The 15,971-nt window shown below is 59.9% G+C and carries 14 protein-coding genes and 1 tRNA gene; 4 read left to right on the plus strand and 11 right to left on the minus strand.

From position 1 onward, the window contains the following. Position 1 precedes the first annotated feature (1 nt). The 5 genes from SULPSESMR1_RS04925 to SULPSESMR1_RS04945 all read right to left on the minus strand — a co-directional run bounded on the left by SULPSESMR1_RS04925 (position 2) and on the right by SULPSESMR1_RS04945 (position 6,140). Positions 2 to 1,681 (minus strand): ABC transporter ATP-binding protein, encoded by a 1,680-nt coding sequence (locus tag SULPSESMR1_RS04925; protein ID WP_089419815.1) that lies wholly within the window; start codon positions 1,679 to 1,681, stop codon positions 2 to 4. A 5-nt stretch (positions 1,682 to 1,686) separates the two neighbouring features. Continuing rightward, positions 1,687 to 2,769 (minus strand): ABC transporter permease, encoded by a 1,083-nt coding sequence (locus SULPSESMR1_RS04930; RefSeq protein ID WP_089419816.1) that lies wholly within the window; start codon positions 2,767 to 2,769, stop codon positions 1,687 to 1,689. Between the two features lie 66 nt (positions 2,770 to 2,835). Next, entirely contained in the window at positions 2,836 to 4,188 is a 1,353-nt protein-coding gene (locus SULPSESMR1_RS04935) for a CmpA/NrtA family ABC transporter substrate-binding protein (RefSeq protein WP_089419817.1), read from the minus strand. Between the two features lie 264 nt (positions 4,189 to 4,452). Continuing rightward, the gene (locus tag SULPSESMR1_RS04940) at positions 4,453 to 5,559 is read right to left on the minus strand and encodes an ABC transporter substrate-binding protein (protein ID WP_089419818.1); all 1,107 of its coding nucleotides are present in this window, start codon (positions 5,557 to 5,559) and stop codon (positions 4,453 to 4,455) included. Next, positions 5,556 to 6,140, minus strand: coding sequence for an ANTAR domain-containing response regulator (locus SULPSESMR1_RS04945; protein ID WP_089419819.1), 585 nt, complete (start codon positions 6,138 to 6,140; stop codon positions 5,556 to 5,558). The genes SULPSESMR1_RS04940 and SULPSESMR1_RS04945 overlap by 4 nt, the downstream gene beginning before the upstream one ends. Positions 6,141 to 6,160: 20 nt before the next feature. Here SULPSESMR1_RS04945 and SULPSESMR1_RS25335 point away from each other — a divergent pair, with 20 nt between their 5' ends. After that, positions 6,161 to 6,313 carry a hypothetical protein gene (locus tag SULPSESMR1_RS25335; protein WP_217621146.1) on the plus strand — a complete coding sequence of 51 codons (153 nt, stop codon included), beginning with the start codon at positions 6,161 to 6,163 and terminating at the stop codon, positions 6,311 to 6,313. 114 nt (positions 6,314 to 6,427) lie between these two features. Here SULPSESMR1_RS25335 and SULPSESMR1_RS04950 read toward each other — a convergent pair. Further along, positions 6,428 to 6,503, minus strand: a tRNA-Thr gene (locus SULPSESMR1_RS04950). 147 nt (positions 6,504 to 6,650) lie between these two features. On the opposite strand from SULPSESMR1_RS04950, the gene SULPSESMR1_RS04955 reads away from it, so the two are divergent. Next, the gene (locus tag SULPSESMR1_RS04955) at positions 6,651 to 7,526 is read left to right on the plus strand and encodes a hypothetical protein (protein WP_089419820.1); all 876 of its coding nucleotides are present in this window, start codon (positions 6,651 to 6,653) and stop codon (positions 7,524 to 7,526) included. Between the two features lie 244 nt (positions 7,527 to 7,770). Here SULPSESMR1_RS04955 and eda read toward each other — a convergent pair whose 3' ends face one another. Then, entirely contained in the window at positions 7,771 to 8,412 is a 642-nt protein-coding gene (eda, locus tag SULPSESMR1_RS04960; protein ID WP_089419821.1) for a bifunctional 4-hydroxy-2-oxoglutarate aldolase/2-dehydro-3-deoxy-phosphogluconate aldolase, read from the minus strand. A 20-nt stretch (positions 8,413 to 8,432) separates the two neighbouring features. Then, on the minus strand, positions 8,433 to 10,238 hold the full coding sequence (gene edd / locus SULPSESMR1_RS04965; RefSeq protein WP_089419822.1) for a phosphogluconate dehydratase: 1,806 nt from the start codon (positions 10,236 to 10,238) through the stop codon (positions 8,433 to 8,435). Positions 10,239 to 10,510: 272 nt separating this feature from the next. Between edd and SULPSESMR1_RS04970 the strand changes: the two genes are divergently transcribed. After that, positions 10,511 to 11,527 carry a Fe(3+) ABC transporter substrate-binding protein gene (locus SULPSESMR1_RS04970; protein WP_089419823.1) on the plus strand — a complete coding sequence of 339 codons (1,017 nt, stop codon included), beginning with the start codon at positions 10,511 to 10,513 and terminating at the stop codon, positions 11,525 to 11,527. A 74-nt stretch (positions 11,528 to 11,601) separates the two neighbouring features. On the opposite strand, the gene SULPSESMR1_RS04975 is transcribed toward SULPSESMR1_RS04970, so the two are convergent. After that, on the minus strand, positions 11,602 to 12,231 hold the full coding sequence (locus SULPSESMR1_RS04975; RefSeq protein WP_349813525.1) for a flavin reductase family protein: 630 nt from the start codon (positions 12,229 to 12,231) through the stop codon (positions 11,602 to 11,604). 28 nt (positions 12,232 to 12,259) lie between these two features. Between SULPSESMR1_RS04975 and SULPSESMR1_RS04980 the strand changes: the two genes are divergently transcribed. Continuing rightward, on the plus strand, positions 12,260 to 12,781 hold the full coding sequence (locus SULPSESMR1_RS04980) for a DUF992 domain-containing protein (RefSeq protein ID WP_198362855.1): 522 nt from the start codon (positions 12,260 to 12,262) through the stop codon (positions 12,779 to 12,781). 122 nt (positions 12,782 to 12,903) lie between these two features. Here the strand turns inward: SULPSESMR1_RS04980 and SULPSESMR1_RS04985 are convergent, their stop codons facing one another. Both SULPSESMR1_RS04985 and acs read right to left on the minus strand, forming a co-directional pair. After that, positions 12,904 to 13,632 (minus strand): adenylate kinase, encoded by a 729-nt coding sequence (locus SULPSESMR1_RS04985; protein WP_089419824.1) that lies wholly within the window; start codon positions 13,630 to 13,632, stop codon positions 12,904 to 12,906. A gap of 5 nt (positions 13,633 to 13,637) precedes the next feature. Then, positions 13,638 to 15,581, minus strand: a complete 1,944-nt coding sequence (gene acs / locus SULPSESMR1_RS04990) for an acetate--CoA ligase (RefSeq protein ID WP_089419825.1) — start codon at positions 15,579 to 15,581, stop codon at positions 13,638 to 13,640. Between the last annotated feature and the right edge of the window lie 390 nt (positions 15,582 to 15,971).

The raw sequence follows: 15,971 nt of genomic DNA on the forward strand, positions 1-15,971 counted from the left end.
CTTACTCCGCAGCGATGTTTTTGGGTTTCGGCGCAGGTTTCGCGCCGTGTTCGTATTCTGTCAGGAAATCAAGAACCTCCTGCCGGTAATTGTAGTAGTCAGGGTGGGCCAAAAGCGCCTTGCGGGTGCGGGGACGGGGCAGCTTCACCTCGGTGATCCTGCCGATCGTGGCCTGCGGGCCGTTGGTCATCATGACAACACGGTCAGCCAGCAAGATTGCCTCGTCCACGTCATGGGTCACGCAGACTGCCGTCACCTTGGTGCGCGACCAGACTTCCATCAGGACTTCTTGCAATTCCCAGCGTGTCAGGCTGTCGAGCATCCCGAAAGGCTCGTCCAGCAGCAGCAGTTTGGGGGACAGGGCAAAGGCACGCGCGATGCCGACACGTTGTTTCATGCCGTTCGACATCGAATGTGCGTCACGGTCCATTGCATCGCCAAGTCCCACGCGTTCCAGGTAGTATTCCACCACCTCTTGCCGCTCGGCCTGCGACGCCTTGGGATAGACTTTTTCAACGCCAATCGCGACGTTCTGCTTGGCGGTAAGCCACGGAAACAGGTTGGGCGACTGAAAGACCACCGCACGTTCGGGGTCGGCCCCTTCGACGTGGCGCCCGTCCAGTTTGATTGCCCCTTTGGAAATTGCGTTCAAACCGGCGGCCATGGTCAGCACTGTCGACTTGCCGCAACCGGAGTGGCCGATCAGGCTGATAAATTCGCCCTGATTCACCTTTAGATCGAAGTTTTCGACCACTGTCAGCGGCCCCTTGGGGGTCGGGTAAACTTTGTGAAGCTGGGAGAAGTCGAGAAAGCGTTCCGCGATCATGCCTTCGCGGGCGTCTTTGACCACGGCAGGGATCGTCTGGTGGATCGGCGTCACGTCGGGCAGGTGGCGTGTTTCCGTCACTTTGGCCGCGATGCCGACATCCATCAGATATTGGGTGATCTGCGCGCGCAGCTTTTTGAAACCGGTATCGTGGTTCATCGCATCGCGGTTGCGTGGTCTGGGGATATTCACCGCGACCGGATCGGCAAGCGTGCCATTGGGGTTCAGCACGATGATGCGGTCCGCCAGCAATATCGCCTCGTCCACATCGTTGGTGATCAGGATACAGGTCTTTTTGTCGGCTTCCCAGATTTCCAGAATTTCGTCTGCCAGATTGGCGCGGGTCAGCGCATCCAGCGCCGACAATGGTTCGTCCAGCAGCAAAAGATCGGGCTCCATCGCCAGCGCACGCGCCACCGCAACCCGCTGGCGCATACCACCAGACAGTTCTGCGGGGCGGCGGTGGGCGGCATGTGCAAGCCCGACCATCGCGATATAATGATCGGCCTTGGCCGTCTTTTCAGCCTTTGGTATCTTTCCGTGCACGGCTTCGATGGCCAGCATGATGTTTCCGCGCACGGTCAGCCACGGCATCAGGCTATAGCTTTGGAACACCAGACCCCGATCCGGTCCCGGTCCGGAAATGGGCGCGCCACGGAATGTCAGGGTGCCGCTGTCGGGCACCTCAAGTCCCGCGACCAGGTTCATCAGGGTGGACTTTCCGGTGCCGGAAAATCCGAGGATGGCAAGAAATTCGCCCTCTTTCACGCTCAGGGTGATGTCCTGAAGGACTTCGGCGCGGTGTGTGCCTTCGCCAAACCCCTTGTTTATGTTTTTGAAGTCGAGAATACCCATGTCGTTCACCGCTGTGCCGAGAAGGTAAAGAACGACTGCATCGCGAACATCACGCGGTCGAGCAAGAAACCGATGATCCCGATTGTCAGCACTGCGACGATGATCCGTGCCAGCGATTGCGACGATCCGTTCTGGAACTCGTCCCAGACAAATTTGCCAAGGCCGGGGTTCTGCGCCAGCATTTCAGCGGCGATCAACACCATCCAGCCCACGCCCAGCGACAGACGCAGTCCGGTGAATATCAGCGGCAGTGCAGAGGGTAGAACCAGCTTGGTGATCTTGGCGTAGGGGCTCATTTTCAGGACGCGGCTGACGCTGATCAGATCGCGGTCAATGGACGCCACGCCAAGTGCGGTGTTGATCAGGGTCGGCCAGAGCGAACACAGCGTCACCGTGATCGCGGAAACAAGAAAGGATTTGGAAAACATCCCGTCATTCGTTGCATAGACGGCAGAGACGACCATGGTAACGATCGGGAGCCATGCCAGCGGCGACACCGGTTTGAAGATCTGGATCAACGGATTGAGCGCGGCATTGGCCGTGGGCGACAGGCCCGCAGCGATGCCCAGCGGGATCGCGATGACCGAGGCGACCAGAAAGCCGAAAAACACAGTTTTGATCGAGGTCCATATCTGGTCGTAGTAGCTGGGTGCGCCGGTATAGGCGATCTGCTTGACCTCGTCAGCTCTGCCTGCCTCGATCAGGCGCGCATTGCGTTGATCCAGCCGGTCATAGAAAACAGCCGCTTTCTGGCGTTTGTCGATGGCATCTGCGTTCAACTCTTTGGCCTGATCCCAGACGGCAACAGGTCCGGGGATTGCGCCCAGCGATGTGACGACACGCGGCGCCAATGCGGCCCACAGCATCAGGAAAATCGCGATGGACAACAGCGGCACACCCAACAGCCGCCACACATCCCGCATCTGGCCGCGTGGATTGTCGCCCGCAGCGGCCTTGAGCAGGGGCGTGACCCATGCAAGGCCAAGAACAGAAAACCATGCATCGGCTTTATTGATGCGCGTGAACCAGACGGCGCGGCGTGCTTCTTTGTGCTTGGCTTCGAGGTGATCGGGGTCGACGACGGTCATGGCGGTCTCCGGAACTGTAAAAGGGGTGGAAAATGCGCCGCCACGGTGTCGGGCGGCGCAGGTATATCAGCCGCCAACGACCTCACCGGACTTCAATCCGATGGGCAGGCTGTCGATATAGGCATTCGGCGTTTTGCCATCGAAGGGGATTGCATCAATGATGTCGGCAGCGGGCGTTGGTGCCTTGTAGCCGTCGCTGTCCCAAGGGAAATCCGCCTCTGCGGCCAGATCGTCGTCTACCAGCAAGCGCGCTGCCTTCAGGTAGATGTCGGGGCGATAGACGGAACGGGCCGTTTCATCGAACCATGCGTCGTCTTTGGTCTGCGCAATCTGGCCCCAGCGGCGCATTTGCGTCAGGTACCAGACCGCATCGGAATAATAGGGATAGGTTGCATTGTAACGAAAGAATACATTGAAATCAGGAACTTCGCGCACATCTCCCGGCTCGTATTCAAAGGTTCCGGTCATCGAGGCCGCGATTACAGCGGCATCTGCACCGACATATTCAGGGCGGCTGAGAATTTCGACCGCTTCGGCACGGTTGGCATTGTCGTTCTCGTCCAGCCAGATGGCCGCACGTATCAGCGCCTTGGTCAGGGCCAGCGTCGTGTTGGGGTTTTCTTTGGCGAAATCAGCGGTGATGCCAAAGACCTTTTCCGGGTTGTTCTTCCACAGCTCGTAATCGGTAATCACCGGCACACCGATGCCTTTGACTACCGCCTGCTGGTTCCACGGCTCGCCCACGCTGTAGCCGTCGATTGTGCCCGCCTCGAGCGTTGCAGGCATCTGCGGGGGCGGTGTGACGGAGAGGAACACATCGGCGCCAATCTGGCCCGACGTGTCGTCAGGGCTGTAAAGACCGGGGTTCAGCCCGCCAGCTGCAAGCCAGTAGCGCAGTTCGTAATTGTGCGTGGAGACGGGGAACACCATGCCCATGTTGAACGGCTTGCCCTCTGCGCGGTAGCTTTCGACCACGGGCAGCAAGGCGCTGGCACTGATCGGATGCTGTGGCAGGCCGTCGGCGTTGGTGGGAATGTTCGGCTTCATTTCTGCCCAGACCGTGTTCGACACAGTGATCCCGTTGCCGTTCAGGTCCATCGAAAAGGGCGTGATAATATGCGCTTGCGTGCCGTACCCGATTGTCGCAGCCAGCGGTTGGCCCGCCAGCATATGCGCGCCGTCCAGTTGCCCGCCGATCACGCCGTCCAGCAGCACCTTCCAGTTGGCCTGTGCTTCGAGTGTGACAAACAGACCTTCATCAAGGAAATAACCGTTCTCATAGGCCACTGCGAGCGGGGCCATATCGGTCAGTTTAATGAAACCGAATGTCAGTTCGTCTTTTTCCAGATCCAGCATCTCGGCAAAAGCCGGGCCGGTAATCAGGGTGGTCGCCAGTAGGTAGGTTGCAAGTTTCTTCATGAAATTGTCCCTTGTGAGGTCCGGGGCGGGAGGGCACCCCGGACAAACGAAAAATAGCCGCTGACCAGCCTCGCGCATTTGCACGAAGGGTCGAGCGGCTGTGCTCGGATTACCCGGACTTTGGGAATTGGGAGTAGGGAGACGCCATTGTCTTCCTGCGTTTGTTCTGCCGCGAAGCAGTTGGTTGAATCAATGTCGAAGGCTGATTTGGCCTGATAGCGGGGCAGATTTCTGCGTTGCGGCGAAAATCTGCTGCATTTTCGATCACTCTTCCGGTGCGGGGCTGAATTCTTGACCGTCAAACGAATGGCCCATCGCAGCCTCGTGCGGGACATAGCCGGGAATCGCGAGCAAGGCATCGCGGTGCAGATCGGTGCGACAGGTGGCAACAGCGGCGGCCCGCGCCGTGGTCCTATCCAGCCCCAAACGCGCGGCAAGACGCTCTCCGATCCACGCGGCGTGGTCCGGTTGCGGGGTATAGCGGGTGAAATCGACAAAATCAGGCACGATCCGGCTTTCACCACGCGGCGTGATCGTGAAATGACCGGACAGGGCGCGGTCGATCACCTCGGCGGGCACATCAAGATAGTCGCGTTGGGCCAAAAATGCGCAGGCCGTCGTGCGGCTTTGCGGATCGGTCAGCCATTCACCCGCACGCCACAGGGTGCGGATCATGGCGCGCAGGGGTTCGGGGTTGGCGTCTGCCAGTTCGGCGCGCACGCCCAGCACCTTTTCAGGCGCACCGGGCCAGACCGCGCAGCCCGGAAGCAACAAAGCGCCAGAGCCGGTTTCAACCGCCATCGACCCCCACGGCTCGCCCACGCAAATGGCGTCAAGCTCGCCTGCGGCAAGGGCTCCAGCCATCAACGGCGGTGGAACCGTGCGTATATCAAGTGCAGCAGGGGCGGGCAGACCAAGCGCCGTCAGCCAATGATACAATAACTCTGCGTGCATCGAAAAGGGAAACGGGACAGCGATCCGCAAAGGGCCGTCCGCCGCCGCGATCAGGGCCCGACCCGCCGCGTGGGCATCGCCAAAGCCGTCACCAAAGCTGTGACCGTTGCCTCTGATCCGCGTCGCCATATCATTGCTGACACCGATGATTTCGCCATTCGTCGACAGAACGGCCATGCTGGCAAGCGGCGCGCCGGTGCCGCCAAGCCCGAGGGCCGTTGCCACTGGCATGGGCGACAGCATCTGTGCCGCTGTGACCTGCCCGAATGACACCATATCACGCAAACTGGACCACGAATGTGCCCTGCGCAGGTCCAGCGTGATCCCCTCGGCCCTGTCGAAACCCAATTCAACCGCAACGATCAGCGGGGCGGCGTCGATCAGCGGCAGGAAGGCAACCGGCATTTTAGTGGTCATGACAACAGTCCCGCCGTGGTAACCAGCGCCTCGGCGACATCAATGACCTTGCGGCCCTGATCCATTGCTGCACGGCGCAACAGATCATAGGCGGCTTGTTCATCAATGCCTTTGGCCTTCATCAGCAGACCTTTGGCGCGGTCGATCACCTTGCGTTCTTCCAACGCACGTTTGGTGGTGGCCAGTTCCGTGCGCATCTGGCGAAACAAGGTGAAGCGGGCAACAGCTGCGTCAATAATCGGCTTCAGCCGGTCCGCCCGCAGCCCGTCGACAACATAGGCCGACACACCGGCCTCGATGGCAATTCTGGTAAGGTTCGCGTCGCTCTGGTCGACAAACAGCGCCACGGGGCGTTCCAGCGGGGCCGAAGCGAGAGTCAGTTCCTCAAGCGAGTCGCGTGAGGGGTTATCAAGGTCGATCAGAACAATATCGGGATTGTGTGCTGCAATGGCGGCAGTCAGGCGCGTCATGTCGCTGACGGTGTTCAACTCATATTGTCCGGCACGCGCCAGACTTTCTTCGATCAGCGCGGCACGGGCCGGATCGGTCTCGACGATTGTGATTTTAAGCACCCGCTGCATAGGGGAAACCGTCAGCAGACATGGGATTGATTGGCAATGCGAAAGCGGAACTTGCGCCACTATTTTCAGCAAGCGCCTTAAAATTAGGCGCGACCGGCAGTGCCAAGGCAAAATCACCGCCCCGTGATCGCGACCCAGCAGCGGTGTTTGCCTTGGCTAAAGAGCTATGTTGAAGCGGGAGCTGATGGGGCAGCCGGACACGAAAAGACGACGCCGGACGGGGTCTCTGCTCGAGCCTTGCAAACAAAGCCTGATCTCGTGTCAGTCTACGTATCTGGAAATGAAAATGGTGCCCCCACACGGACTCGAACCGCGGACCTACTGATTACAAATCAGTTGCTCTACCAGCTGAGCTATAGGGGCACTCGGGCGCTCGTTTACTGTGCTGTTACGAAACGCGCAAGATCAAAATGCACATCCGCACGCAGTTTGTGTTTGGTGGTTTTCCCGACCGTCAAAACCGATATAACAGATGCACAGGCAAAGCCTTACGGGAGCCAACACACACCTATGCAAATTGTTCTTCACACAGGCGCGCATTTCACCGAGGAGGAGCGGCTGGTCAAATGCTTGCTTCGCAACAAGGAAGACTTTGCATCCAAGGGTGTGGCAGTTCCTGGACCGTCACGGTATCGCAAATTGTTGCGCGATACTTTCGGGGCGATGCAAAATACGGCCCCCGCGCCGGGCGCGCGTGATGTGTTGCTGGATGCGATACTGGATGCCGAAGATGCAGACCGTGTGATCCTGAGTCACGCGCATATTTTCGGCGCGCCGCGCGCCTCGGTGCGTGACGGGCGGCTTTATCCCAATGCACCCGAGCGGATGGCGCAGATGAGCCAGCTGTTTCCGAACGACCAGATCGAGATGTTCACGGCCCTGCGCAATCCGGCGGCGTTCTTGCCTGCGGTGTTCAAGGCATCGCCGCATGAGACTGTCGACGAGTTTCTGGGCGGCGTCGATCCGGTAGATGTGCGCTGGTCGGATATGCTGGAAGAGGTGCGCGCGGCGGCCCCCAAGGTGAACATCACCGTGTGGTGCAACGAGGACACGCCACTGATCTGGGCCGAAATCATTCGCGAGATGGCAGGGTTGGAGCATAACGAGAAGATCGTCGGCGGCTTTGACGTTCTTGGTGACATCATGTCACCCGAGGGCATGCAGCGGTTCCGAGCCTATCTCAAGAGCCATCCGGTGATGACCGAAATGCAAAAGCGGCGGGTGATTGCTGCGTTTCTGGACAAATACGCGCTGGAGGACGAGATCGAGGAAGAGCTAGATATGCCCGGCTGGACCGATGATCTGGTCGATGAGATGACCGAAATTTACGACGAAGACATGCTGCGTGTGCAGCGATTGCCGGGGGTGACGCTGATCGCGCCCTAGTGCGTGGCGGCGGTCTTGCCCCCAAGCGCGTGTGGGGTGGTGTCACAAGCACCCTGAGGGATGCGCCAAGGCAACTTACGCGGTTTGGAGAGGCCAAGAAACTTCAGCCAGATTTCGAGTTACCTGCGCGATGCATTCCGCAATCTGACCCGGATCAATGGCCGTCTTGAAAAATGAGCGGCCATTGATCCGGACAACGCTAATGCTCTGTTGTGCATGACGACATGTCAGGCGCGGTTCTGTCTTAGCGCTGCAATTGCGCTGCGGCGCGCGCCAATGCGGTGATGCCGTCCCAATCACCGGTCAGAACCATTTCTTTGGGGGCGACCCACGATCCGCCTGCGCAGACCACGTTCGACAGGTTCAGGTAATCGGCGGCATTGGCGGGGCTGACGCCGCCGGTGGGGCAGAACATCACCTGCGGGATCGGGGCACCGATGGCCTTGATCGCGGCAGCCCCGCCCGAGGCTTCTGCGGGAAAGAATTTCAGCATCGTATAGCCGCGTTCCAGCAGGCGCATCGCTTCGGATGCGGTTGCGGCTCCGGGCAACAAGGGCAGGTCGGCCTCTTCGCAGGCATCCAGCAGGCGGTCGGTGGCACCGGGCGAGACACCGAATTGCGCGCCTGCGTCTTTGGCGGCTTGGACGTCCGCAGGTGTCAGCAGGGTGCCAGCCCCCACGATGCCGCCCTCAACACCTGCCATCTCGCGGATCACATCAAGTGCGGCAGGGGTGCGCAGCGTCACCTCAAGCGCGGGCAACCCTCCTGCCACCAATGCGCGGGCCAGCGGGGTGGCGTGGGCAATATCGTCGACCACCAGAACCGGAATGATCGGGGCCATTTGCGCAATGCGCAGGGCTGCTGCGCTGGCGTCTTGGGGTGTCATTGTCTGTCTCCTGTTAAATCTTAAACCACGACGGCAGCGCCGGTGTCGGCCCCGCCAACTGTGGCGCGAAACATGGCGAAAAGCTCGCGGCCCACGCCGTTGGTGTTGCCGCTTAGATCGGCAGTTGCAGGGGCGCGGTCTTCGATTCCCTCTGCCAGAACCTCTAGGGTTCCGGCCTTGGCGTCCAGCCGGATCATGTCGCCATCGCGTACTTTGGCGATCAGCCCGCCATCAAGTGCTTCGGGGCTGACGTGGATTGCAGCGGGCGTCTTGCCCGAGGCACCGGACATACGGCCATCAGTGACCAGCGCCACCTTTTGCCCGCGTCCCTGCATCACCGCCATCAGCGGGTTCAGCGCGTGCAGTTCGGGCATACCGTTGGCTTTGGGCCCCTGAAACCGCACCACGATCACGCAATCTTCGGTCAGGGTGCCCGCCTTAAAGGCTGCCTTTACCTTTTCCTGATCATGGAAGACGCGGGCAGGGGCCTCGATCAGCTGATGCTCGTCGGCCACGGCGGAAATCTTGATGACGCCGCGCCCAAGGTTGCCGTTCAGCTGTTTCAGCCCGCCTTGGGGGGCAAAAGGATCGCTGGCGGGGCGCAGGATGCGGGTGTTCTGGCTGTCACGCGGGGCATCTTGCCAGTGGACTTCGCTGCCGATCAGTTTGGGTTCTTGCGTATAGTCCTGAAGACCGTCGCCCATTACCGTGACGGTGTCGGGGTGCAACAGGCCGGCGTCCAGCAACTCTCCGATCATATAGGTCAGACCGCCAGCTGCGTGGAAATGGTTCACGTCCGCCAGCCCGTTGGGATAGACCCGCGCCATCAATGGTGTGGCATCCGAGATGTCGGACAGGTCTTGCAGGTCAAGCTGCACGCCCGCGGCGCGCGCCATTGCGATGATGTGGATGACAAGGTTGGTCGACCCGCCCGTTGCCATCAACCCCACCAGTCCGTTCACAAAGGTACGTTCGTCCAGAATATCGCAAACGGGGCGATAATCATTGCCAAGGTTGGTGATTTCCAGCGCGCGCTTGGCACCTGCATGGGTCAGTGCGTCGCGCAGGTCTGTGTCGGGGTTCACAAAGGATGCACCGGGCAGGTGAAGGCCCATGAATTCCATCAGCATCTGGTTCGAATTGGCGGTGCCATAGAATGTGCAGGTGCCCGGCCCGTGATAGGATGCCATTTCGGCCTCCATCAACTTGTCGCGGCCCACTTCACCCGAGGCGTGCAGCTGCCGCACTTTGGATTTCTCCTCGTTCGGCAGGCCCGATGGCATCGGCCCCGCAGGCAGAAAGATCGACGGGATATAGCCAAAGGTGGCGGCGGCAATAATCAGCCCCGGCACGATCTTGTCGCAGACACCCAGATAGACGGCGCTGTCAAATGTGTTGTGCGACAGGGCCACGCCCGCCGCCAGTGCGATGACATCGCGCGAGAACAGCGACAGTTCCATGCCGGTCTGGCCTTGGGTCACGCCATCGCACATGGCAGGCACTCCACCTGCCACCTGGGCCGTGCCACCGTTGGCCAAAGCGGTCTGTTTGATCAGATCGGGGAATCGCTGGAAAGGCTGGTGGGCCGATAGCATGTCGTTATAGGCCGTGACGATACCGATATTGGGGCTGATACCCTCGACCAGCGGGTTTTTTTCGGCGCCCATTGCGGCAAAGGCATGTGCCTGATTGCCGCAGGTTAGATGCGCGCGGCGTGGGCCGTCTTCGGCGGCGCGGCGCATCCGGTCAAGATATTGCGCGCGGCTGTCCTCCGAGCGTTTGATAATGCGGGCTGTAACGTCCTGAATCTTAGGGTCGAGTGCCATGTTCGGCGCCCCCTTTGCGGATATGTGTCGTTTGGCTGCTGTCTTGTTAGCGCTAACGGACTTTGTTTTCAACCCGTAGATAGATGCCGAATATGGGCCGCGCGCGATCAGGTTGCACTATAGCAGACCGCGCGCGTGAAAGCGAAACAGGCGCAGGTGCGGGCCCCGTGTGCGTTGGCAACTGGCCTATTTTTGCGTCACGTACTTGACGCAAGGGCTGATTTAAGTAATTGACTGTTTTAATCAGAATTTGCCGTAACAGGAGTTTACCTATGCGCTTCGCACAACCGCTGACCCTTGCCTTTGCTTCGCTGTTGGCCCTTCCGGCCTATGCAGATGGTGAGTTGAACCTTTATTCCTCGCGTCACTACGACACTGACGAGCGGCTTTATTCCGACTTCACTGAGGCCACAGGCATCACCATCAACCGCATCGAAGGCAATGCCGACGAACTGATCGCGCGGATGCAGGCCGAGGGGGAAAACTCGCCCGCTGATGTGCTGTTGACAGTGGATACATCGCGCCTGCAACGGGCCAAGGACGCGGGCGTTCTGCAATCGGTGGACAGCGATGTATTGGAGCAACGTATTCCGGGTTATTTGCAAGATGCGGGCAACGAATGGTTTGCGTTCTCACAGCGTGCGCGGATCATCTTTTACGACAAGACGAACGTGACCAACCCGCCGCTAACCTATCTTGATCTGGCCGATCCGGCCTATAAGGGGCAGGTGTGTCACCGATCGTCCACCAACGCCTATGCGCAGACGTTGCTGGCTGCGATGATCGAAAACTTTGGCGAAGAAGAGGCCAAGGCTTGGGCCCAGGGTGTTGTCGACAACTTTGCCCGCGATCCGCAAGGTGGTGACACCGACCAGTTGCGTGGTCTTGTTTCGGGCGAGTGCGACATCTCGATTTCCAACACCTATTACTTTGCCCGTGCGCTACGCACCGATGTAAAAGGACTGGAAGCAGAGGCGATTGCCAACATCGGTTGGGTGTTCCCGTCGCAAAACGCCGAAGGTGCGCACATGAACCTGTCGGGTGGCGGTGTGGCCGCACATGCGCCCAACCGTGACAACGCGGTGGCGTTCCTCGAGTATCTGGCATCGGACCAAGCGCAGCAGTATTTCTCGGCTGGCAACGACGAATATCCCGCCGTGCCGGGTGTGGGTCTCAGCCCGTCGGTCGCGGCTTTGGGCATGTTTAAACCTGATGATGTCGATCTGTCGGCGGTGGCCGAAAACGTGCCTACCGCCCAGAAAATCTTTAACGAGGTGGGCTGGCAGTGATCTGCTGACACGCGTTTGAAATGACAGCAAATGGCGCGGGAAACCGCGCCATTTTGCGTTTCAAAGGTTGAAGATCAAAACGCCTGAAACCGCCCGTATTGGCCCTGATCAAAGGCCAGCCCGACGCCGTCGGCCTTGGCAGCCACTTGCGTCACACGCCCCACGATGATGCTGTGATCGCCTGCCGCATGGGCGGCGAAATGCGTGCAATCAAAGCGCGCCAGACAGTCGTGCAACAGCGGCACGCCGTGCTGGCCGATATCGTGCGGGTAGGCGTCAAAACCGTCGCCCCGATTGGCGAAATGCAGCGCCAGATCGGCTTGTGCGTCGGTGAGTATGTGTATGCTGTAATGCTGCGCCTCGGCGAAGGCATCGTGCCGACGCGATGTGTTCGCCAGCGACCACAGCACCAAAGCAGGCTCAAGCGACACGGACGAAAACGAATTGGCGGTAAAGCCCAGCGGCCCGATCCTGGACGCGGTGGTGATCACGGTCACACCCGTGCCAAAGCGCCCGAAAGCGTGGCGCAGGGGCACACCGGTGTCAGGGCCGGGTGCAAATGTTTCGTCGTAAACGCTCATCCGACGACGGGTGCCATGTTCCGCCGGTGGTGTCCATATCCCATCAAGGCTTGCACGGGCTGTCGCAAAGGCGCCGGAACATTGCAGTGCTTTGCCACGTTGTTCTGTCAGCGCGGGCAACATCAGCACCGCAAAATTATGGGAGACGAATATGACACGCATCACCTCCAGAAATATCACCGCTGCACTGGCCCTGACAGCAGGCGTTGCCGCTGGTTCGTTCGGCATGGCCAGCACAGCACAGGCCCAAGCAAAAGACCGCGCCGAACTGGGTTTGCTGGATTGCAAGGTCGAGGGCGGTCAGGGCTTTGTGTTCGGATCGACCAAGGATCTGGCCTGCACATTCCATCCGGCTGCCGAAGGTCTGCCGAACGAGGTTTACACCGGTTCGATCGAGAAATTCGGCATTGATCTGGGCCGCAGCGATGGTGCGGTGATCAAATGGGTGGTTCTGGCCCCGACAGAGCAAGCGCACGTTACCGGCGCGCTTGCAGGCACCTATCGTGGTGTCAGCGCATCAGCTTCGGCCGGGGTGGGGCTGGGCGCCAACGCGATGTTGGGCGGTTCGGACCAGACATATGCCCTGCAACCGTTCAGCATCTCGGGCGAGACCGGTATCAATCTGGCCGTCGCGGTAAACCGGATGGATCTGGTGGCCGTGCCTGCGCAGTAAGTTGACCGGCGCGATTTCGTAAGTGGATTGATCGATGGGGTCGAGCGGTTGCCTGACCCCATCGCATTTCCAAAGGTTGGTGTGTTGTGTAACCCAATTATACCCGCGTTAAACACGGTCGCTCAGGCCGAGCGCATGCTGCGGTTGCGCGTTGCCTCTGCCACGGCGCGGCTGACAGTTGTGGCGATCTCGTCGATGGCGCCCATCGCGTTGATGCGTTGCAGGGTGCCGCGTTTTTCATAATAGGTGATCAGCGGCGCCGTTTGCTTGTGATAGGCGGCCAGACGTTCGGCCACGGTTTCGGCGTTGTCATCCGACCGGCGCTTCATGTTGGTGGCACCGCAGACGTCGCAGACCCCTTCGACTTTGGGCTGTTTAAAGCTGTCGTGATACCCCTCGCCGCATGCACCACAAGTGAAACGGCCCGCAATGCGGTGGACCATCGCCTCGTCGTCGACTTCAAGGCTGATGGCCGCATCAATCTGCTGGCCGCTTTCGGCCAGCAGATCGTCCAGCGCCTCGGCCTGAACAGTGGTGCGCGGAAAGCCGTCAAGGATCACGCCCCTGGCGGTGTCAGGATCAGCCAGACGGTCGCGCAGGATGGCGATTACGATGTCGTCACTGACCAGACCGCCCGACTTCATCACCTTATCTGCTGCTTTGCCTGCTTCGGACCCTTCGGCAACCGCTGCGCGCAGCAGGTCGCCTGTACTGAGTTGCACCAGCCCATAGCGCTGTTCAAGCATACGCGCCTGCGTGCCCTTGCCAGCACCCGGAGGCCCCAGCAGGATCAGCACGGGGGACGCGATGGCGGCGGCGGCAACATCTGCCGGGGTCTTGCTCTGGGTCATGGGTGTCAGCCTTTGTTCATGCGGTTGGCGATCAGTTCATCCACAACAGACGGATCGGCCAATGTCGAGGTGTCCCCCAGCGCGCCGAAATCGTCCTCGGCGATTTTGCGCAGGATGCGGCGCATGATCTTGCCCGAACGGGTCTTGGGCAGGCCGGGAGCCCACTGGATCAGGTCGGGCGAGGCAATGGGGCCGATCTCGTTGCGGACCCATGTACGCAGCTCTTTGCGCAGGTCTTCCGACGGTTCGTCACCGCTCATCAAGGTGACATAGCAATAGATGCCTTGCCCTTTGATATCATGGGGATACCCGACAACAGCCGCCTCGGCGACTTTGGGGTGGGCAACCAGCGCGCTTTCAACTTCGGCGGTGCCCATGCGGTGGCCCGACACATTGATCACGTCATCGACGCGGCCCGTGATCCAGTAATCGCCATCTGCGTCGCGGCGGCACCCGTCGCCGGTAAAGTAATAACCTTTGAAGTCGCTGAAGTAGGTCTGCTCGAAGCGTTCATGATCGCCCCAGACCGTGCGCATCTGGCCCGGCCAGCTGTCTTTGATGCACAAGACGCCCTCGACGTCGTTGCCGTCGATAACGGAACCGTCTGTCGGGTCCAGAACCACGGGCTCGATGCCAAAGAACGGCTTTTGCGCGGCGCCGGGTTTGGTGGCATGGGCGCCGGGCAGGGGGGTCATCAGGTGGCCGCCGGTTTCGGTCTGCCACCATGTGTCAACGATGGGGCAACGCCCGCCGCCTACCACGTCGTTGTACCAGTTCCATGCCTCGGGGTTGATCGGCTCGCCCACGGTGCCCAGCAGTTTAAGGCTGCTCAGGTCGGCCTTTTTGACGAAATCATCGCCCTGACCCATCAAGGCACGGATCGCGGTGGGGGCGGTGTAGAATTGCGAGACCTTGTGCTTTTCGCAGACCTGCCAAAAGCGGCTGGCGTCGGGATAGGTGGGCACACCTTCGAACATCACGGTGGTCGCGCCATTGGCCAGCGGACCATAGACGATATAGCTGTGGCCAGTGACCCAGCCCACATCGGCAGTACACCAATAGATGTCGCCATCGTGGTAATCAAAGGTGATCTGGTGCGTCATCGCCGCATAGACCAGATAGCCGCCGGTTGTGTGGACCACGCCCTTGGGCTGGCCGGTCGAGCCGGATGTGTACAGGATAAACAACGGGTCTTCGGCGTTCACCTCGGTCGGGGGGCAGTCGTCGGACGCAGCGGCGGCCAGCGCGTTGTAATCATGGTCGCGGTCGGACCACGGCACATCCGCACCTGTGCGCCGCACCACCAATGCCTGCACGGAATCGTCGCATTTGGCCAACGCCTTGTCTGCGTTGGTTTTCAGCGGCGTGTTGCGCCCGCCACGGGGAGCCTCATCGGCGGTGATGACCACTTTGGCGTTGCAGCCATTCACACGGGCCGACAGCGCATCGGGCGAAAAGCCGGCAAAGACGATCGAGTGAATGGCCCCGATCCGTGCGCAGGCCAGCATGGCATAGGTTGCCTCGGGGATCATCGGCATATAGATCACCACGCGGTCACCTTTTTCGACGCCAAGACCCTTTAGCACATTGGCCATCTTGCAGGTGGCCTTGTGCAGATCACGGTAGCTGATGTGCAGCGCGTCGTCGTCGGGGCTGTCGGGTTCCCAGATAATCGCGGTCTGATCGCCGCGTGTTGCCAGATGGCGATCGATGCAGTTGGCAGCGACGTTCAGCGTGCCATCGTCATACCACTTGATCGAGACATTGCCGTAATCAAAGCAGACATCCTTGACGCGGCTATAGGGCTTGATCCAGTCGATGCGCTTGCCGTGCTCGCCCCAAAAGGCCTCGGGATCGGCGATGGATGCGTTATACATCTCTTCATAATCAGCGGCAGTGATATGCGCGTTCGCGGCCATGTCAGCGTGCGGAGCGTAGGTTTTCGACATCGGTGGCTTCCTCCCTTGCGATCTTGGTCGATCAGGGCAAGAGGGCGGACACGCCTTTGCGTGTCTGCTGGTCCATCCTCCCTGATGTGATCGTGATCATACCGTGAAGTGAAAAGAAGGGAATAACTTACGGGAATATAACGGTTTCGCTGTAAATTTTTTTCCGAGAGCGCGAACATTTTGTAAATTTGTCATCAAGGCGCGGCAATTTCCCCATATTTTCGGGCGATTGCATGTCAAACGGGAGTGGCACTGTCCGGGTCGGTTTGCGGCTCTCGGGGCACCCCGACGCTGCACCGGCATCCAGCATGCCTGTGCCGTATGGCCGCAGGTGTCGCAAAATGCCAGAATCACGCAACAATATTTCGCGCCCCCCACGGCGGTCGTTGT

Source organism: Pseudosulfitobacter pseudonitzschiae (genome assembly GCF_002222635.1).
In the GTDB taxonomy this organism is placed as follows: Bacteria; Pseudomonadota; Alphaproteobacteria; order Rhodobacterales; family Rhodobacteraceae; genus Pseudosulfitobacter; species Pseudosulfitobacter pseudonitzschiae_A.

Bases quoted from the DNA above. Each gene is read 5' to 3' on its own strand.
- SULPSESMR1_RS04925 (WP_089419815.1), bottom strand. From the start codon at position 1,681: ATGGGTATTCTCGACTTCAAAAACATAAACAAGGGGTTTGGCGAAGGC.
- SULPSESMR1_RS04930 (WP_089419816.1), bottom strand. From the start codon at position 2,769: ATGACCGTCGTCGACCCCGATCACCTCGAAGCCAAGCACAAAGAAGCA.
- SULPSESMR1_RS04935 (WP_089419817.1), bottom strand. From the start codon at position 4,188: ATGAAGAAACTTGCAACCTACCTACTGGCGACCACCCTGATTACCGGC.
- SULPSESMR1_RS04940 (WP_089419818.1), bottom strand. From the start codon at position 5,559: ATGACCACTAAAATGCCGGTTGCCTTCCTGCCGCTGATCGACGCCGCC.
- SULPSESMR1_RS04945 (WP_089419819.1), bottom strand. From the start codon at position 6,140: ATGCAGCGGGTGCTTAAAATCACAATCGTCGAGACCGATCCGGCCCGT.
- SULPSESMR1_RS25335 (WP_217621146.1), top strand. From the start codon at position 6,161: ATGGGATTGATTGGCAATGCGAAAGCGGAACTTGCGCCACTATTTTCA.
- SULPSESMR1_RS04955 (WP_089419820.1), top strand. From the start codon at position 6,651: ATGCAAATTGTTCTTCACACAGGCGCGCATTTCACCGAGGAGGAGCGG.
- eda (WP_089419821.1), bottom strand. From the start codon at position 8,412: ATGACACCCCAAGACGCCAGCGCAGCAGCCCTGCGCATTGCGCAAATG.
- edd (WP_089419822.1), bottom strand. From the start codon at position 10,238: ATGGCACTCGACCCTAAGATTCAGGACGTTACAGCCCGCATTATCAAA.
- SULPSESMR1_RS04970 (WP_089419823.1), top strand. From the start codon at position 10,511: ATGCGCTTCGCACAACCGCTGACCCTTGCCTTTGCTTCGCTGTTGGCC.
- SULPSESMR1_RS04975 (WP_349813525.1), bottom strand. From the start codon at position 12,231: ATGTTGCCCGCGCTGACAGAACAACGTGGCAAAGCACTGCAATGTTCC.
- SULPSESMR1_RS04980 (WP_198362855.1), top strand. From the start codon at position 12,260: ATGACACGCATCACCTCCAGAAATATCACCGCTGCACTGGCCCTGACA.
- SULPSESMR1_RS04985 (WP_089419824.1), bottom strand. From the start codon at position 13,632: ATGACCCAGAGCAAGACCCCGGCAGATGTTGCCGCCGCCGCCATCGCG.
- acs (WP_089419825.1), bottom strand. From the start codon at position 15,581: ATGTCGAAAACCTACGCTCCGCACGCTGACATGGCCGCGAACGCGCAT.